Annotated in this window: 18 protein-coding genes; 7 read left to right on the plus strand and 11 right to left on the minus strand. The window is 70.0% G+C overall.

Annotated elements, in window-relative coordinates; all coding sequences use genetic code 11:
* Positions 1-403: 403 nt before the first annotated feature.
* Positions 404-1630: a phosphoserine phosphatase SerB gene (serB, locus tag ACIP6U_RS41120; RefSeq protein ID WP_401727880.1), complete on the plus strand. Its 1227-nt coding sequence runs from the start codon at positions 404-406 to the stop codon at positions 1628-1630.
* A 103-nt stretch (positions 1631-1733) separates the two neighbouring features.
* Here serB and ACIP6U_RS41125 read toward each other — a convergent pair whose 3' ends face one another.
* From ACIP6U_RS41125 to ACIP6U_RS41140, 4 genes are all read right to left on the minus strand, one after another.
* On the minus strand, positions 1734-2252 hold the full coding sequence (locus tag ACIP6U_RS41125; RefSeq protein ID WP_401727881.1) for a SixA phosphatase family protein: 519 nt from the start codon (positions 2250-2252) through the stop codon (positions 1734-1736).
* 91 nt (positions 2253-2343) lie between these two features.
* The gene (locus tag ACIP6U_RS41130) at positions 2344-2550 is read right to left on the minus strand and encodes a hypothetical protein (protein ID WP_401727882.1); all 207 of its coding nucleotides are present in this window, start codon (positions 2548-2550) and stop codon (positions 2344-2346) included.
* A gap of 241 nt (positions 2551-2791) precedes the next feature.
* Positions 2792-2908, minus strand: coding sequence for an SGM_5486 family transporter-associated protein (locus ACIP6U_RS41135; protein WP_124002440.1), 117 nt, complete (start codon positions 2906-2908; stop codon positions 2792-2794).
* A 65-nt stretch (positions 2909-2973) separates the two neighbouring features.
* Complete coding sequence (locus tag ACIP6U_RS41140; RefSeq protein ID WP_401727883.1) at positions 2974-4284, minus strand: CynX/NimT family MFS transporter; 1311 nt, start codon at positions 4282-4284, stop codon at positions 2974-2976.
* A 126-nt stretch (positions 4285-4410) separates the two neighbouring features.
* Between ACIP6U_RS41140 and ACIP6U_RS41145 the strand changes: the two genes are divergently transcribed.
* Entirely contained in the window at positions 4411-5100 is a 690-nt protein-coding gene (locus tag ACIP6U_RS41145) for a FadR/GntR family transcriptional regulator (RefSeq protein WP_401727884.1), read from the plus strand.
* Here the strand turns inward: ACIP6U_RS41145 and ACIP6U_RS41150 are convergent.
* From ACIP6U_RS41150 to fabG, 3 genes are all read right to left on the minus strand, one after another.
* A complete protein-coding gene (locus tag ACIP6U_RS41150; RefSeq protein ID WP_401727885.1) occupies positions 5081-5422 on the minus strand; it encodes a hypothetical protein in 342 nt (113 codons plus the stop codon). The two genes, ACIP6U_RS41145 and ACIP6U_RS41150, sit on opposite strands and share 20 nt — an antisense overlap.
* 217 nt (positions 5423-5639) lie before the next feature.
* A complete protein-coding gene (gene fabI / locus ACIP6U_RS41155; RefSeq protein ID WP_401727886.1) occupies positions 5640-6407 on the minus strand; it encodes an enoyl-ACP reductase FabI in 768 nt (255 codons plus the stop codon).
* 5 nt (positions 6408-6412) lie between these two features.
* On the minus strand, positions 6413-7117 hold the full coding sequence (gene fabG / locus ACIP6U_RS41160; RefSeq protein ID WP_401727887.1) for a 3-oxoacyl-[acyl-carrier-protein] reductase: 705 nt from the start codon (positions 7115-7117) through the stop codon (positions 6413-6415).
* A gap of 281 nt (positions 7118-7398) precedes the next feature.
* On the opposite strand from fabG, the gene ACIP6U_RS41165 reads away from it, so the two are divergent.
* The 3 genes from ACIP6U_RS41165 to tyrS are packed head-to-tail and all read left to right on the plus strand — an operon-like array spanning position 7399 to position 11638.
* The gene (locus ACIP6U_RS41165) at positions 7399-8922 is read left to right on the plus strand and encodes a TldD/PmbA family protein (protein WP_401727888.1); all 1524 of its coding nucleotides are present in this window, start codon (positions 7399-7401) and stop codon (positions 8920-8922) included.
* Positions 8919-10313 (plus strand): metallopeptidase TldD-related protein, encoded by a 1395-nt coding sequence (locus ACIP6U_RS41170; RefSeq protein ID WP_401727889.1) that lies wholly within the window; start codon positions 8919-8921, stop codon positions 10311-10313. Before ACIP6U_RS41165 ends, ACIP6U_RS41170 begins: the two co-directional genes overlap by 4 nt.
* A gap of 56 nt (positions 10314-10369) precedes the next feature.
* Positions 10370-11638 (plus strand): tyrosine--tRNA ligase, encoded by a 1269-nt coding sequence (gene tyrS, locus ACIP6U_RS41175; protein ID WP_401727890.1) that lies wholly within the window; start codon positions 10370-10372, stop codon positions 11636-11638.
* An 88-nt stretch (positions 11639-11726) separates the two neighbouring features.
* Here tyrS and ACIP6U_RS41180 read toward each other — a convergent pair whose 3' ends face one another.
* Positions 11727-12005: a GlsB/YeaQ/YmgE family stress response membrane protein gene (locus ACIP6U_RS41180; protein ID WP_124002431.1), complete on the minus strand. Its 279-nt coding sequence runs from the start codon at positions 12003-12005 to the stop codon at positions 11727-11729.
* Positions 12006-12249: 244 nt separating this feature from the next.
* Between ACIP6U_RS41180 and ACIP6U_RS41185 the strand changes: the two genes are divergently transcribed.
* Together ACIP6U_RS41185 and ACIP6U_RS41190 are read left to right on the plus strand one after the other, a co-directional pair.
* Complete coding sequence (locus ACIP6U_RS41185) at positions 12250-12648, plus strand: DUF3099 domain-containing protein (protein ID WP_401727891.1); 399 nt, start codon at positions 12250-12252, stop codon at positions 12646-12648.
* Between the two features lie 247 nt (positions 12649-12895).
* Positions 12896-13111, plus strand: a complete 216-nt coding sequence (locus ACIP6U_RS41190; RefSeq protein ID WP_401727892.1) for a hypothetical protein — start codon at positions 12896-12898, stop codon at positions 13109-13111.
* 33 nt (positions 13112-13144) lie between these two features.
* Here the strand turns inward: ACIP6U_RS41190 and moaA are convergent, their stop codons facing one another.
* The 3 genes from moaA to ACIP6U_RS41205 form a co-directional block, all read right to left on the minus strand.
* Positions 13145-14134 (minus strand): GTP 3',8-cyclase MoaA, encoded by a 990-nt coding sequence (gene moaA / locus ACIP6U_RS41195; RefSeq protein ID WP_401727893.1) that lies wholly within the window; start codon positions 14132-14134, stop codon positions 13145-13147.
* Between the two features lie 182 nt (positions 14135-14316).
* On the minus strand, positions 14317-15960 hold the full coding sequence (locus tag ACIP6U_RS41200) for a cation acetate symporter (RefSeq protein ID WP_401727894.1): 1644 nt from the start codon (positions 15958-15960) through the stop codon (positions 14317-14319).
* Positions 15957-16313, minus strand: a complete 357-nt coding sequence (locus ACIP6U_RS41205; protein WP_124002427.1) for a DUF485 domain-containing protein — start codon at positions 16311-16313, stop codon at positions 15957-15959. Before ACIP6U_RS41205 ends, ACIP6U_RS41200 begins: the two co-directional genes overlap by 4 nt.
* Positions 16314-16326 lie beyond the last annotated feature (13 nt).

A 16326-nucleotide genomic window follows, 5' to 3' on the forward strand; every position in this document is an offset into this window, starting at 1 on the left:
CAGGGCGGCGGTTCCTTCGGCCTGTCCTTCGGCCTGCGCAAGCAACGTGAGTGTCCTCAGGTTCACCGGCGCGAGCGCCCGCGGGCCCGACAGGCCGGCCCCGGCCGAGTTCCTCAGCTGACGCAGGATGCCCGTAGACCTACGGAAGTAGGGCGCGCGGCTGCTCTCTCCACTCGGCGCAAGGCGCCCGCGGACCCCCGAAGCAAGGCGCAGCCGGCCCCTCCGGCCGACGCAGGACACGGCCCGCGCGGCAACCGGCGTCAAGCACTTCCCGCAGACCTCCGGAGGAAACCCGTGGTCGACAGGTAAGGCACACGCAACCCACCCGCCATCCACTGTTCCATGTCCGCTAGACGGACCGCGGCGGCGGACGACACTGCGTGCCGGATACGGTGGGTGCACCATGAGCGCTGAGCAGACCTCGTCCTTCGACGTCCCCGCCGACCGCCCCACTCTCCTCGTCAAGATCTTCGGCAAGGACCGGCCCGGCATCACCGCGGGCCTCTTCGACACCCTCGCCGCCTTCTCCGTCGACGTGGTCGACATCGAGCAGGTCGTCACGCGTGGCCGAATGGTGCTGTGCGCGCTGGTGACCGAGCCGGAGCGTGGGCTGGAGGGGGAGTTGCGCTCCACCGTCCACAGTTGGGCGGAGTCGATGAAGATGCAGGCGGAGATCATCTCCGGCCTCGGCGACAACCGCCCCCGTGGCCTCGGCCGTTCCCTCGTGACCGTGCTCGGACACCCGCTCACCGCGGAGGCCACGGCCGCCGTCGCCGCCCGGATCACCAAGGCCGGCGGCAACATCGACCGTATCTTCCGGCTCGCCAAGTACCCCGTGACGGCGGTCGAGTTCGCGGTGTCCGGCGTGGAGACCGGGCCACTGCGCACCGCCCTGGTGACCGAGGCGGCGGCACTCGGTGTCGACGTCGCCGTCGTGGCGGCCGGGTTGCACCGACGGGCCCAGCGGCTGGTCGTCATGGACGTCGACTCGACGCTCATCCAGGACGAGGTCATCGAGCTGTTCGCCGCGCACGCCGGCTGCGAGGACAAGGTCGCCGAGGTGACGGCGTCCGCGATGCGCGGAGAGCTGGACTTCGAGCAGTCCCTGCACGCGCGCGTGGCACTGCTGGCGGGCCTCGACGCCTCGGTGGTGGACAAGGTACGCAGCGAGGTCCGGCTGACGCCGGGCGCGCGCACCCTGATCCGCACGCTGAAGCGGCTCGGTTACCAAGTCGGCGTCGTCTCCGGCGGGTTCACCCAGGTCACCGATGATCTGCGCGACCGCCTCGGGCTGGACTTCGCGCAGGCCAACACGCTGGAGATCGTCGACGGGAAGCTGACCGGCAAGGTCACCGGCGAGATCGTGGACCGGGCCGGCAAGGCGCGGCTGCTGCGTCGCTTCGCCGCCGAGGCGGGCGTACCGCTCGCCCAGACCGTCGCGATCGGCGACGGTGCCAACGACCTGGACATGCTCAACGCGGCCGGTCTCGGTGTCGCCTTCAACGCCAAGCCGGTCGTCCGGGAGGCGGCGCACACGGCGGTGAACGTGCCGTTCCTGGACACGGTGCTGTATCTGCTGGGCGTGACCCGCGAAGAGGTCGAGGCTGCGGACACGCACGACGAGGAGTGAGCGTCCGCAGCCGACGGACGGGCGGCGCGGGCTACGCGGGCCAAGCGGATCACTCGGGTTACGCGGATTGCTCGGGCTGCGCGAATTGCTCGGGCTGCGCGGGTTATTCGGACGGGGCCCAGTAGTCGGTCAGCTTGGCGACGCTCGGCTCCAGGCTTTTCCAGGAGCCGTCGAAGGACAGGACCGCGAAGGCTGCGGCGGGAAAGCCGCGCCGGTTCATCCGCTCGCGGGCGTCGCCCTCGGCCGTGCCGGCGAGCACGTCGGCCAGGCCCTGGATACCGGGGTTGTGGCCGATCAGGACGACGTCGCGCGCGTCGTCGGGGGTCTCGTTCAGGAGCGCGATCAACTCGCCGGGAGAGGCGTCGTAGATCCGCTCCTCGTAGACGGTTTTCGGCCGGTGCGGGAGTTCGTGGACGGCCAGCTTCCAGGTCTCGCGGGTCCGGGTCGCCGTGGAGCACAGGGCCAGATCGAAGGGGATGCCGGTGTCGGCCAGCCTGCGTCCGGCGACGGCGGCGTCCGTGCGGCCCCGCTCAGCGAGTGGGCGCTCGTGGTCGGTCACCTCCGGCCAGTCGGCTTTCGCATGCCGGAAAAGGACGATCCTGCGGGGTTCTGCGACGCTCATGGAACCCAGCTTCGCATGAAAACAGGCCATGAGGAGGGGGAGTTGACGGGTGGCCGGAGCGGTGTCCGGCACGCTGTGACCGGACCGGTGCTCAGCCCGCTATGAACTCCTGCGCCCGCTCGAAGAGGTGGGCGATCACGGGGTCGCTCGCCGCCGCGTGCGCGTCCGTCGGGTTGAGCATCAGGGCCAGCAGCACGATGAAGGCGAGGGCCGGCAGGGCGAGGGCCCACCAGGGCAGACGGCTGTCGACGCCACCGGAGGTCGCCGGGCGGGGCGGGGTGTGCGTGGTGGCCGACATGGCTTCCTCCGTGGTCTTCGAGTCCTCCGTGATCCGCCCCTCGCGGTCACACTTCGAAGGTACGGAACCCGGCGCCCTCAACCCATCCGGAGATCCACCCACTTGACCCTGACACCCACCCCCTAGGGGATGGTGGTGCTAGCCCCACCATCGACCCGGAAACCGGGTCACGGGGTCCGGGAAACTCGGTCGCGGGGTCCCGGAGAACCCGTCACGGGATCACGGTGAAGGGCTCATCGCCTCACGGCGAGGCGATCGTCGCGATGACGGCGATGATCACGAAGATGGCGAAGAAGGAGCCGAAGACGATCAGCATCTTCTTCTGGCCGTTCTGGGGGTTCGGATCGAGAACTGGCATGCCGCAAGTCTCGCACTCCTCCCCCGCGCCGAAGCCGTCGGGGTGAGGTCGGCCCGGCGTCGGGGTCAGTGCGCCGCCGCCTCGTCCTCCACCGTGCGGTCGCGTCCCGCCAGCACGCCGACCACCATCTGCGGGATCATCAGCCCCGCCATGAGGGCGATCGGCAGACCCCAGCCGCCGCTGCTCTCGTAGAGGACGCCCACCAGGAGCGGTCCCGGGATGGAGATCAGGTAGCCGGTGCTCTGCGCGAAGGCTGACAGCTGGGCCACGCCCGCGCCGGTCCTGGACCGCATGCCGACCATCGTCAGGGCCAGCGGGAAGGCGCAGTTGGCGATGCCGAGCAGCAGCGCCCAGGCCCAGGCGCCGGCGGCCGGCGCGAGGTACAGGCCGGCGTAACCGGCGAGGCCGCACAGACCGAGCGCGATCACGATCGGCCCCTGGTGCGGGAGCCGGGTGGCCAGGCGCGGGATGACGAAGGCCAGCGGCACGCCCATCACCATCGTCACGGCGAGCAGCAGTCCGGCGGTGCCGGCGCTCACGCCCGCGTCCCGGAAGATCTGTGCCATCCAGCCCATCGTGATGTAGGCGGCGGTGGCCTGGAGCCCGAAGAAGACGGCGAGCGCCCAGGCGGTACGGCTGCGGGTGATGCGCAGTTCGGGCTTCGGCTCGGTCTCCCGCTCGGGCGCCTCGCGCGCGGGTGCCGCTTCGCCGTCGGGCGCCTCCCGGTGTCGTACGAGTGCGATCCACGGCACGATCGCCGCGGCGGCCAGGACCGCCCAGGCGGCCAGGCCGGAGCGCCAACTGTCGCCCAGCGTCGCGGCCATGGGCACGGTGACGGCGGCCGCGGCGGCGGTGCCCAGGGCGAGGCCCATGGAGTAGAGGCCGGTCATGGAGCCGACGCGGTCCGGGAACCAGCGCTTGACGATCACCGGCATGAGGACGTTGCTGACCGCGATGCCCATGAGGGCGAGCGCGCTGCCGGCCAGGAAGCCGGGCGTACCGCCGATGTAGGGCCGGATGAGCAGGCCTGTGGTGATCGCGACCATGCCCGCGCAGACGACGGCGCTCGGGCCGAAGCGGCGGGCCAGGCGCGGGGCCATGACGCCGAAGACGGCGAAGCACAGCGGGGGCACGGAGGTGAGCAGTCCGGCGACGCTGCCGCTCATGCCGAGGCCGTCGCGGACGTCTTCGAGGAGGGCGCCGAGGCTGGTGATGGCGGGGCGGAGGTTCAGGGCCGACAGCACGATGCCGACGACGACCAGCCGCATCGTCCACGCGCGCGTGGCGGCTCCCACGGGCGGCTCCGGGGAGTCGCTCGCTGTCGGGTCGCCGATGTTCGTCGTGGACTTCAGTGTCCGGGTCTCCTCGCTTGCCATGCCACCATCATAGAATCATGGGATGATTGGTTGTCCATCCCCGGGTCGCACCTGTCGTGCCGGTCGGTCCCGCTCGGCCCGCCCGTCCCGCTCGTCCTCCCCGCCCGTCCCGTGCGAAGGTGTGCCATGCCCCTGAGCCATCCCCGCCGTTCGGCGCTGTCCGAGCAGGTCATCGCCGCGCTGCGGAACCAGATCACTTCGGGCGAGTGGGCGGTCGGCTCGCGCATCCCGACGGAACCGGAGCTGGTCGAGCAGCTCGGTGTGGCCCGCAACACGGTCCGCGAGGCCGTCCGCGCCCTCGCGCACAACGGCCTGCTGGACATCCGCCAGGGCTCCGGCACCTACGTGGTGGCGACCAGCGAGCTGGCCGGCGTGATGCAGCGGCGCTTCGCCGGCGCCGATCCGCAGCACATCGCCGAACTGCGCGCCGCCCTTGAGTCGTCCGCCGCGAAGCTGGCCGCCGAGCGGCGCACCGAGAAGGACCTCAAGCAGCTCGACGCGCTGCTGGTGCGGCGCGAGGAGATCTGGGAGTCCGGTGACATCGAGGCCTTCGTGACCGCCGACGCGACCTTCCACCTGGCCGTGGTGGCCGCGTCCCACAACGACGTGATGACGGCGATGTACGCGGACCTCGGCGAGGTGCTGCGGGACTGGCTGCGCGAGGACGTCGGCCAGGAGCTGACGCCGGAGACGCACATGGACCACGCGCGCCTGGTCGACGCGATCCGCGCGGGGGACGCCGAGGCGGCGGGCACGGAGGCGGCGAGCTATCCGTTCCTGTGCCGCCCGGGGCGCTTCACCGCTTCTGGTGGCTGACCCAGGCCGACCCGACGTCCTTCCAGCACCGCCCGGTGAGCCGTACGGTCATCGCCGGTCCGGTGTCGACGGGCGCGCCGTCGGTGTCGAGGTCCCACCACCGGTCGCACTCGACGTGCAGGCGGACCCGGTCGGTCCCCGGATAGGGGTTGTGGCAGTACGCGGTCACATGGGAGCCGGTCACCTTGGTGCGGCACTCGGCGCCGAACGGCTGCGCGGGAGCGGGCTTGTGCACGCGCGCGTGGGGCACCGCCTCGTAGGGCAGGGAGAGTACGAGCGCGACGGCGACGGTCACTGAGGCCAGGCTTCGGGACAGACGCACAAGGCAGACCTCCTCGGCCGAGCTCGGGAGGGAATGGCGTGGTGAACCCGTAATCCAGGGTGCGCGGTTGGGGCCCGTCCCTGCCCGGCCAACGGGGCCGAACGGGTGACGCGAAGAGGGCCCGCGTCCAGGGGATGCGGGCCCTCTTTAAGAGGCCGAGCTTCAGCGTGGAGAGGCTGAGCCCGGTGTTTGAAGAGGTCGAGCCTCAGCGGCGGCGTCAGGCGCCGATGGCGTGCAGGCCGCCGTCCACGTGGACGATCTCGCCGGTGGTCTTCGGGAACCAGTCGCTCAGCAGTGCGACGATGGCCTTGCCGGCCGGTTCCGGGTCCTTGAGGTCCCACTCCAGCGGGGAGCGGTCGTCCCACACGGCGGCCAGCTCGTCGAAGCCCGGGATGGACTTGGCGGCCATCGAGCCGAGCGGGCCCGCGGAGACCAGGTTGCAGCGGATGTTCTGCTTGCCCAGGTCGCGGGCGAGGTAGCGGCTGGTGGCCTCCAGGGCGGCCTTGGCCGGGCCCATCCAGTCGTACTGCGGCCAGGCGAAGGACGCGTCGAAGGTGAGGCCGACGACCGAGCCGCCGTTCTGCATCAGCGGCAGGCAGGCCATGGTCAGCGACTTCAGGGAGAACGCCGAGACGTGCATGGCCGTGGCGACCGACTCGAACGGCGTGTTGAGGAAGTTGCCGCCGAGCGCGTCCGGCGGCGCGAACCCGATGGAGTGCACGACGCCGTCCAGGCCGCCCAGTTCCTCGCCCACGACGTCGGCGAGGCGCGCGAGGTGCTCGTCGTTGGTCACGTCGAGCTCGATGACCTTGGTGGGCTTGGGCAGCTTCTTGGCGATGCGCTCGGTCAGCGTGGGCCGCGGGAACGCGGTCAGGATGATCTCCGCACCCTGCTCCTGGGCCTGCTTGGCGGCGTGGAAGGCGATGGAGGACTCCAGCAGCACCCCGCTGATCAGGACGCGCTTGCCCTCGAGAATTCCGCTCATGGTGTTCAGTGACCCATTCCCAGTCCGCCGTCAACAGGGATGACGGCTCCAGTGATGTACGAGGCGTCGTCCGAGGCGAGGAACCGCACCGTCGCGGCGACCTCCTCGGGCTGCGCGTACCGGCCCAGCGGCACCTGCTTGACGATGCCCGCGCGCTGCTCGTCGGTGAGCACCTTGGTCATGTCGGTGTCGACGAAGCCGGGCGAGACGACGTTGAAGGTGATGTTGCGGGAGCCCAGCTCACGCGCGAGGGAGCGCGCGAAGCCGACCAGGGCGGCCTTGGAGGCGGCGTAGTTGGCCTGGCCGGGTCCGCCCATGAGGCCGACGACCGACGAGATCAGGATGACGCGGCCCTTCTTGGCGCGCAGCATGGCGCGGTTGGCGCGCTTGACCACACGGAAGGTGCCGGTGAGGTTGGTGTCGATGACCGAGGTGAAGTCGTCCTCGGACATGCGCATCAGGAGCTGGTCCTTGGTGACGCCGGCGTTGGCGATCAGGACCTCGACCGGGCCGTGCTCGGCCTCGATCTCCTTGTAGGCCTGCTCCACCTGCTCGGTGTCGGTGATGTCGCACTTGACCGCGAGGAAGCCGGCCGGCGGCTCTCCCGAGCGGTAGGTGATGGCGACCTTGTCGCCGGCGTCGGCGAACGCACGGGCGATGGCGAGGCCGATGCCCCGGTTGCCTCCGGTGACGAGAACCGAGCGGCTCAACGGATCACCCTTTCGATAGCGGTCTTGGTACCCCCGCCCGAACACCTGGATGACAGGCGGCTTCCTCTGAAACCTATCGGTCTCGTCCGGTGCGCGGACAATCGGGCACCGACAGTGGCTCAGGGGACTCACTGTCGGATCCCTACAGAAAGTTCCTCGCACCGGACCGAAACCTGTGGTCCACGGGCCCGACCGCGCGACATGATCGGAGCAGCCGCCGCTTCGACCACGCGTCACGTCAGCCGGGCAACCGGTCAACGGAGAATCAAGGAGAGACCTCGGTGCCTCATACCATCGACGAAGCCTTCACAGCACTGCCTCTACGCGCCCTCGCCGACGCCGCGCTGGCCCGCGCGCGAGCGCTGGGGGCGGAGCACGCGGACTTCCGGTTCGAGCGGGTGCGCAGCGCGTCCTGGCGGTTCCGGGACGCCAAGCCCGCCGGCTCGTCGGACACCACCGACCTCGGGTACGCGGTGCGGGTCGTGCACGGCGGCACCTGGGGCTTCGCGTCGGGCGTGGACCTGACCATGGACGCGGCCGCCAAGGTCGCCTCGCAGGCGATCGCGATGGCCAAGCTGTCCGCCCAGGTGATCAAGGCCGCGGGGTCGGACGAGCGCGTGGAGCTGGCCGACGAGCCCGTACACGAGGAGCGGACCTGGATCTCGTCGTACGAGATCGATCCCTTCTCCGTGCCCGACGAGGAGAAGTCGGCGCTGCTGGGCGACTGGAGCGCGCGGCTGCTGGCGGCGAACGGGGTCAACCACGTCGACGCCTCGCTGCTCACCGTGCACGAGAACAAGTTCTACGCCGACACCGCGGGGACCGTGACCACGCAGCAGCGTGTGCGGCTGCACCCGCAGCTGAACGCGGTGTCGGTCGACGAGTCGAGCGGCGAGTTCGACTCGATGCGCACAATCGCGCCGCCGGTCGGACGCGGCTGGGAGTACCTGACGGGCACCGGCTGGGACTGGGACTCCGAGCTGGAGCGGATCCCGGAGCTGCTCGCCGAGAAGATGCGCGCGCCGAGCGTCGAGCCGGGCCTGTACGACCTCGTCGTCGACCCCTCCAACCTGTGGCTGACCATCCACGAGTCGATCGGCCACGCCACCGAGCTGGACCGCGCGCTCGGCTACGAGGCCGCGTACGCTGGCACCTCGTTCGCCACCTTCGACCAGCTGGGCAAGCTGCGGTACGGCTCCGAGCTGATGAACGTCACCGGTGACCGCACCGCGGAGCACGGCCTGGCGACCATCGGCTACGACGACGAGGGTGTCGCGGGCCAGTCCTGGGACCTGGTGAAGGACGGCACGCTCGTCGGCTACCAGCTGGACCGCAGGATCGCGAAGCTGACCGGCTTCGAGCGCTCCAACGGCTGCGCGTACGCCGACTCCCCCGGGCACGTGCCCGTGCAGCGCATGGCCAACGTGTCGCTGCAGCCGGACCCCGCGGGGATGGGTACCGAGGACCTGATCGGCGGGGTCGACCGCGGGATCTACGTCGTCGGGGACCGGTCCTGGTCGATCGACATGCAGCGCTACAACTTCCAGTTCACCGGCCAGCGGTTCTTCCGGATCGAGAACGGACGGATCACCGGGCAGCTGCGGGACGTCGCCTACCAGGCGACGACCACCGACTTCTGGGGCTCCATGGCCGCGGTGGGCGGTCCGCAGACGTACGTCCTCGGGGGCGCCTTCAACTGCGGCAAGGCACAGCCGGGCCAGGTCGCCGCCGTCTCGCACGGCTGCCCCTCCGCGCTCTTCAAGGGCGTCAACATCCTCAACACCACGCAGGAGGCCGGGCGATGAGCGCGCGTACGAGCAAGCCGCACGAGATCGTCGAGCGGGCCCTTGAGCTGTCGACCGCCGACGGGTGCGTGGTGATCGCCGACGAGCACTCGACCGCCAACCTGCGCTGGGCCGGGAACGCGCTCACCACGAACGGCGTCACGCGCGGGCGCACGCTCACCGTCGTCGCGACCGTCGACGGCAAGGAGGGCACCGCCTCCGGTGTCGTCTCCCGCTCGGCCGTCACCCTGGACGAGCTGGAGCCCCTGGTACGGGCCGCGGAGGCCGCCGCGCGCGGCGCGGGTCCCGCCGAGGACGCGCAGCCGCTGGTCACCGGCGTGACGCAGGCGCCCGACTTCACGGACGCGCCCGCCGAGACCACCTCCGCCGTGTTCGCCGACTTCGCGCCGGCCCTCGGCGAGGCCTTCGCACGCGCGCGTGCCGGCGGACGCGAGCTGTACGGCTTCGCCAACCACGAGCTGGTGTCGAGCTACCTCGGTACGTCGACGGGGCTGCGCCTGCGGCACGACCAGCCCAACGGGACGCTGGAGCTGAACGCCAAGTCGCCCGACCGCACGCGCTCGGCGTGGGCGGGCCGCTCCACGCGTGACTTCAAGGACGTCGACCCGGCCGCACTGGACGCCGAACTCGCCGTACGCCTCGGCTGGGCGCAGCGGCGGATCGAGCTGCCCGCCGGGCGGTTCGAGACGCTGCTGCCGCCGACCGCGGTCGCGGACCTGCTGATCTACCAGATGTGGTCGGCGTCGGGCCGGGACGCGGTCGAGGGGCGGACGGTGTTCTCCCAGCCGGGCGGTGGCACGCGCGTGGGCGAGCGGCTCACCGAGTTGCCGCTGACCCTGCGCAGCGACCCGAACGAACCGGGCCTGGAGTCGGCGCCGTTCGTGATCGCGCACTCCTCCGACGGCGACCAGTCGGTCTTCGACAACGGTCTGCCGCTCACGGCCACCGAGTGGGTGCGCCAGGGCGAGCTGGCCCGGCTGACGACCAGCCGGAACACCGCGGCCCGGACCGGGCTCGCGGTGGCTCCCACGATCGACAACCTCATCCTGGACGGCGGCGACGACACCTCGCTCGAGGAGATGGTCGCGAACACCGAGCGCGGGCTGCTGCTGACCTGCCTCTGGTACATCCGCGAGGTCGACCCGGCGACGCTGCTGCTCACCGGTCTGACCCGGGACGGCGTCTACCTGGTGGAGAACGGCGAGGTGAGCGGCGAGGTCAACAACTTCCGGTTCAACGAGTCACCGGTCGGTCTGCTGGGCCGGGCGACCGAGGCCGGGCGCACGGAAAAGACGCTGCCGAGGGAGTGGAGCGACTGGTTCACTAGGGCTGCGATGCCCGCGCTGCGGGTGCCCGACTTCAATATGAGCTCTGTCAGTCAGGGCGTATAACCTCGTAGCCGTGGTCGCTCGACCGCTCGAAGATCATCCAAGGAGATACGAGAACCGTGACGGACATCGTCGACGAACTGCAGTGGCGTGGGCTGATCGCCCTCTCCACTGACGAGGACGCATTGCGCAAGGCGTTCGCGGACGGTCCCGTCACGTTCTATTGCGGTTTCGACCCGACCGCGCCCAGCCTGCACCTCGGCAACCTGGTGCAGATCCTGACGATGCGCCGGATCCAGCAGGCGGGCAACCGCCCGCTGGGCCTGGTCGGGGGCGCCACGGGCCTGATCGGCGACCCGAAGCCGAACGCGGAGCGCACGCTGAACGCGCCGGAGGTCGTCGCCCAGTGGGTCGAGCGGCTGCGCGAGCAGATCGCCCCGCTGCTGGACTTCGAGGGGCCGCACGCGGCGGTCATGGTCAACAACCTGGACTGGACCCAGGGTCTGTCGGCCATCGAGTTCCTGCGGGACGTCGGCAAGCACTTCCGCGTGAACAAGATGATCGCGAAGGAGGCCGTCTCCCGGCGCCTGGAGTCCCAGGAGGGCATCAGCTACACCGAGTTCAGCTACCAGATCCTCCAGGGCATGGACTTCCTGGAGCTGTACCGGCGGTACGGCTGCACGCTGCAGACCGGTGGCAGCGACCAGTGGGGCAACCTCACCTCGGGCACGGACCTGATCCACCGGGTCGAGCCCGAGGCCGCGGTGCACGCGTTGGGCACGCCGCTGATCACCAAGGCCGACGGCACCAAGTTCGGCAAGACGGAGTCCGGCACGATCTGGCTCGACCCGGAGATGACGACGCCGTACGCCTTCTACCAGTTCTGGCTGAACGCGGACGACCGGGACGTCTCCAAGTTCCTGCGCATCTTCTCCTTCAAGTCCCGTGCGGAGATCGAGGAGTTGGAGAAGCAGACCGAGGAGCGGCCGCAGGCGCGGGCCGCGCAGCGGGCGCTGGCCGAGGAGCTGACGACCATGGTGCACGGGGCGGACCAGACGGCCGCCGTGACCGCCGCGTCCAAGGCGCTGTTCGGCCAGGGCGAGTTGGCGGAGCTGGACGAGAAGACGCTGGCCGCGTCGCTCTCCGAGGTGCCGCACATCCAGGTCACCGAGCTGGCTCCGGTCGTGGACCTGCTCGCCGAGGTCGGCCTGGTCGCCAGCAAGTCCGCTGCGCGGCGGACGGTGAAGGAGGGCGGGGCCTACGTGAACAACGTGAAGGTCGCCTCCGAGGACACCGTCCCGGCGACGGAGGAACTGCTGCACGGGCGCTGGCTGGTGCTGCGGCGGGGCAAGAAGAACCTTGCCGCAGTTGAGGTGACCGGAGCGTAAGCGCCGTAGGGGCGTGGGGTTCGTTGCGGGCCGCGAGTTCGTCGTGGCTGATCGCGCAGTTCCCCGCGCCCCTTACGGGCGCTGCTGTTTACGCCCGTTGCTTGCGCTTGCCCAGGGTCGCCATGTACAGCATGTCGCCCACGGCCACGATGATGATCGCTGCGACCAGCTGGAACGCGTGCCGGCTCCAGTCGATGCCCGACGTCTCGTCGACGCCCGCCGCACGGGCGATGGCATTGCCCGCGATCGCACCCAGCATGCCGAAGATGGTGGTCAGCCAGAGCGGACTGTGCTGCTTGCCCGGAAGGATCGCCTTGGCGATCAGCCCCAGCACGAATCCGACGATGATCGCCCACAACCAGCCCATGGCTGCCTCCTAGTACGGCTCTACGTGAGCATTACGTCGAGTGTCGGCCCGTGCGCCGTACGGCGCACGTCGGGTACGCCCGTACGTGCTACGGCTGAGCCCGGTCGCCCAGGCCGGAGGTGCCCCGCTCTCGTAGCCGACGCAGGCGGGGCGTAACGTGGGACGAGTCCGGGTGCCGCCTCCCGAGCGGGGTGCACCGGACCGGGGCCGGGGAGAGTCCGATGCGGGCGGATGGTGGAATGGGATGCGGAAGCAGCATGCCGGTGGCAACGGCCAGGTGTTCCGGATCACCGGAGCTCGGACCGGCCTCGAAGAGGACGTGCGCGGCCGGCAACGCCGTTATGTCATCTCGATGTCCATCCGTACGGTCGCGGTGATCCTCGCGGCCACGCTGTGGAACGTCGAACGGCACGTCGCGATCGTGGCGTTGGTGCTCGGCGTGGCGCTGCCCTATGTCGCGGTGGTGATCGCGAACGCCGGACGGGAGAACGCGACCTCGCTGCCGACGACGTTCGTGACCGTGCCGACGCGTCCGATGATTGCCTCTCCGCGGACGAATGACGGTTTCGCGGAACCCGTCCCGGAAGATGTCACGACCGAGTCCGCACCGGGCGCACGAAGCGAGCCGCACGACCGGTCATGACCTCGGTGAGCGGGCCCTAAGCGGAATTCCGCTCCGCGCCAAGCTCAAGAAAAGCTCAGATCAATCATGTTGTTCCAGTGCCGGGCGGCGGCGTACCCGTGACATACTTCGTAGGCGCTCCGCATCCCCCGTCGGAGCGACAGACCGACGCCGGGCAGCTCCCCCCGTGGCTGCTCGGCGTCGCCTTGTTTGCGGGCCGCAGTGCCTTGATGAGCCGCCTTGTTCAGCCCCTTTGCGAGATGAACCTGTGAGTGACGAGACCCCCATCTGCTCCGCCAAGGGCTGCCGCGACGACGCCGTGTGGGTGCTCGTGTGGAACAACCCGAAGGTCCATACGCCGGACCGGCGCAAGACGTGGGTGGCGTGCGAGGAGCACCGGGAGCACCTGTCGCAGTTCCTCGGAGTACGAGGGTTCCTGAAGGACGTCGTGCCGCTGACGGAGTGGGAAGCCCAGGAGTCCTGAGCGGCTCTCGCTCCTCGCCGTCGTCACCCGGGTTCAGCCGCCGATCGCGGACATCGGCCGCTCCGGCTGAAGGAAGCTCGGGTCGTCCAGACCGGAACCGGCCTTCTTTCCCCACATCGCCAGGCGCCAGATGCGGGCGATCTCCTCGTCCGGGGCGTCCGCGCGCAGGGCGGCGCGCAGATCGGTCTCCTCGCGGGCGAACAGACAGGTCCGTATCTGACCGTCGGCGGTGAGCCGGGTGCGGTCGCAGGCCGCGCAGAACGGGCGGGTGACGGAGGCGATGACGCCGACGCGGTGCGGGCCGCCGTCGACCAGCCAGCGCTCGGCGGGCGCCGAGCCTCGCTCGTCGGCCTGCTCGGGGGTGAGGTCGAAGCGGGTGCGCAGCGAGGCCAGGATGTCGCCGGCGGTGACCATGCCCTCGCGCTTCCAGCCGTGCTGGGCGTCCAGGGGCATCTGCTCGATGAAGCGCAGCTCGTAGTCGTGCTCCACGGCCCACGCGAGCAGGTCCGGGGCCTCGTCCTCGTTCAGGCCCGGCATCAGGACCGCGTTGACCTTGACCGGGACCAGACCGGCGGCCGAGGCGGCCGCGAGGCCGTCGATGACGTCTTTGTGGCGGTCCCGGCGGGTGAGGGTCTTGAAGACGTCGGGGCGCAGGGTGTCCAGGGAGACGTTGACCCGGTCCAGGCCGGCCGCCTTCAGGGCCGCCGCCGTGCGCTTGAGACCGATGCCGTTGGTGGTGATGGACATCCGGGGCCGCGGGGCCAGGGCGGCGACCCGCTCCACGATGCCGACCACGCCCGGACGCAACAGAGGCTCCCCGCCGGTGAAGCGGACCTCGGTGATGCCCAGGGACGTGACGGCGATGTCGATCAGGCGGACGATCTCGTCGTCCGTGAGCAGGTCGGGCTTGCCGAGCCACTGCAGGCCCTCTTCGGGCATGCAGTACGTGCACCGGAGATTGCACCGGTCGGTCAGGGAGACTCTCAGGTCGGTGGCCACCCGGCCATAGGTGTCGATGAGCACGTGGGGCCCCTCCCTCGCGTGTCGATGAATCGTTTTCCGTCACTTGCGAGCCTACGCGACCGCACTGACATCGACAGGTCCCGATCCGACGAGGTACGACGCGGCCGCGTCGTAGGGACCTACGACGCGGCCGCGTTCCAGGGGGCGGTACGGGGGTCTTGCAGGGGTCGGTACAGGGGCCGTCAGTGGGCTCCGGTGCCGGTCAGGGACCTGACCTCCAGCTCCGCGTACTTGCCGGTGTCCGGCTCCTCCTTGGACAGGTAGGTGCCCACGATGCCCAGCAGGAAGCCGACCGGGATCGAGATGATGCCGGGGTTCTCCAGCGGGAACCAGTGGAAGTCGACGTCGGGGAACATCGACGTGGGCTTGCCCGAGACGACCGGCGAGAACAGCACCAGGCCGACCGCGGTGACCAGGCCGCCGTAGATCGACCAGAGCGCTCCGGAGGTGGTGAACCGCTTCCAGAAGAGGCTGTAGAGGATCGTGGGCAGGTTGGCGGAGGCGGCGACCGCGAAGGCCAGCGCGACCAGTCCGGCCACGTTCAGGTCGCGGGCGAGGGCGCCCAGGAGGATGGAGACGGCGCCGATGCCGACCGTGGCGTAGCGGGCCGCGGACATCTCCTGCTTCTCGGTGGCGGTGCCCCTCTTGATGACGTTGGCGTAGATGTCGTGCGCGAAGGACGAGGACGACGCCAGGGTCAGGCCCGCGACGACCGCGAGGATCGTGGCGAAGGCGACGGCCGAGATGGTGGCCAGGAGGATGGCGCCCCAGTTGGAGTCGACACCGCCCAGATGCAGGGCCAGCAGTGGCGCGGCCGTGTTGCCCGCCTTGTTGGAGGCGATGATCTCGTCGGGCTTGATCAGTGCCGCCGCGCCGAAGCCGAGGGCGAGGGTCATCAGGTAGAAGGCGCCGATCAGGCCGATGGCCCAGAGGACCGACTTACGGGCGGCCTTGGCGGTGGGCACCGTGTAGAAGCGGATCAGGATGTGCGGCAGGCCCGCGGTGCCGAGGACCAGGGCGATGCCCAGGGAGATGAAGTCCAGCTTGGTGGTGCCGGTGGCGCCGTACTTGAGGCCGGGCTCCAGGAAGGCCGAGCCCTTGCCGCTGTTGCTTGCGGCCGTGCCGAGCAGGTCGGAGACGTTGAAGTTGAACTTCAGCAGCACCAGGAAGGTCAGCAGCAGGGCGCCCGCGATCAGCAGCACGGCCTTGACCATCTGGACCCAGGTGGTGCCCTTCATGCCGCCGATGGTGACGTAGACGATCATCAGGACGCCGACCAGGGCGACGATGCTGATCTTGCCCGCGTCGCTGGTGATGCCCAGCAGCAGGGAGACCAGGACGCCCGCGCCCGCCATCTGGGCCAGCAGGTAGAAGATCGACACGACGATGGTGGAGGTGCCGGCCGCCGTGCGGACCGGGCGCTGGCGCATGCGGTACGCGAGCACGTCACCCATGGTGTAGCGGCCGGAGTTGCGCAGCGGTTCGGCGACCAGGAGCAGGGCGACCAACCAGGCGACCAGGAAGCCGATGGAGTACAGGAAGCCGTCGTAGCCGAAGAGGGCGATGGCGCCCGCGATGCCGAGGAAGGACGCGGCGGACATGTAGTCGCCGGAGACGGCGAGGCCGTTCTGGAAGCCGGTGAACTGCCGGCCGCCGGCGTAGAAGTCGGCGGCGTCCTTGGTCTGGCGGCCCGCCCAGACGGTGATGACGAGGGTCGCGGCGACGAAGATCGAGAACAAGATGATGATCAGCGTCCGGTGCTCGCTGGCCTCACCTGCCGCGAGCGTGACCGTGGGGTTGATCGCGGTGTTGATCGCGGGGCTCATTCGCCGCCCTCCATCCGGGACTTGATCGCCTCGGCCTTGGGGTCGAACTTGGCGGCGGCGGTACGCGCGTACCACCAGGCGATGAGGAACGTGGTCAGGAACTGGGCCAGGCCCAGCACGAGCGCGACATTGATGTTGCCGAACAGCTTGGTGCCCATGAAGTCGCCCGCGTAGTTGGACAGCAGGACGAACAGCAGGTACCAGGCGATGAAGGCGACGGTCAGCGGAAAGGCGAAGCCGCGGTAGGAGCGGCGCAGTTCGCCGAACTCCGCACTCTCCTGCACCGCGACGAACTCCTCGGTGGAGGGGAGTTGGGCTGGGGTCTTCGAGGGGGGCGGTGTCTCGGTGGCCACGGAGTCTCCTCGC

It is taken from the genome of Streptomyces sp. NPDC088794 (assembly GCF_044750545.1).
Taxonomy (GTDB): domain Bacteria; phylum Actinomycetota; class Actinomycetes; order Streptomycetales; family Streptomycetaceae; genus Streptomyces.

What these genes read in the sequence shown, in the direction of transcription:
- ACIP6U_RS41200 (WP_401727894.1), bottom strand. Translation starts at nt 15,960, where the DNA reads ATGAGCCCCGCGATCAACACCGCGATCAACCCCACGGTCACGCTCGCG.
- ACIP6U_RS41185 (WP_401727891.1), top strand. Translation starts at nt 12,250, where the DNA reads ATGCGGAAGCAGCATGCCGGTGGCAACGGCCAGGTGTTCCGGATCACC.
- ACIP6U_RS41180 (WP_124002431.1), bottom strand. Translation starts at nt 12,005, where the DNA reads ATGGGCTGGTTGTGGGCGATCATCGTCGGATTCGTGCTGGGGCTGATC.
- ACIP6U_RS41125 (WP_401727881.1), bottom strand. Translation starts at nt 2,252, where the DNA reads ATGAGCGTCGCAGAACCCCGCAGGATCGTCCTTTTCCGGCATGCGAAA.
- serB (WP_401727880.1), top strand. Translation starts at nt 404, where the DNA reads ATGAGCGCTGAGCAGACCTCGTCCTTCGACGTCCCCGCCGACCGCCCC.
- ACIP6U_RS41145 (WP_401727884.1), top strand. Translation starts at nt 4,411, where the DNA reads ATGCCCCTGAGCCATCCCCGCCGTTCGGCGCTGTCCGAGCAGGTCATC.
- ACIP6U_RS41140 (WP_401727883.1), bottom strand. Translation starts at nt 4,284, where the DNA reads ATGGCAAGCGAGGAGACCCGGACACTGAAGTCCACGACGAACATCGGC.
- ACIP6U_RS41130 (WP_401727882.1), bottom strand. Translation starts at nt 2,550, where the DNA reads ATGTCGGCCACCACGCACACCCCGCCCCGCCCGGCGACCTCCGGTGGC.
- ACIP6U_RS41135 (WP_124002440.1), bottom strand. Translation starts at nt 2,908, where the DNA reads ATGCCAGTTCTCGATCCGAACCCCCAGAACGGCCAGAAGAAGATGCTG.
- fabI (WP_401727886.1), bottom strand. Translation starts at nt 6,407, where the DNA reads ATGAGCGGAATTCTCGAGGGCAAGCGCGTCCTGATCAGCGGGGTGCTG.
- ACIP6U_RS41170 (WP_401727889.1), top strand. Translation starts at nt 8,919, where the DNA reads ATGAGCGCGCGTACGAGCAAGCCGCACGAGATCGTCGAGCGGGCCCTT.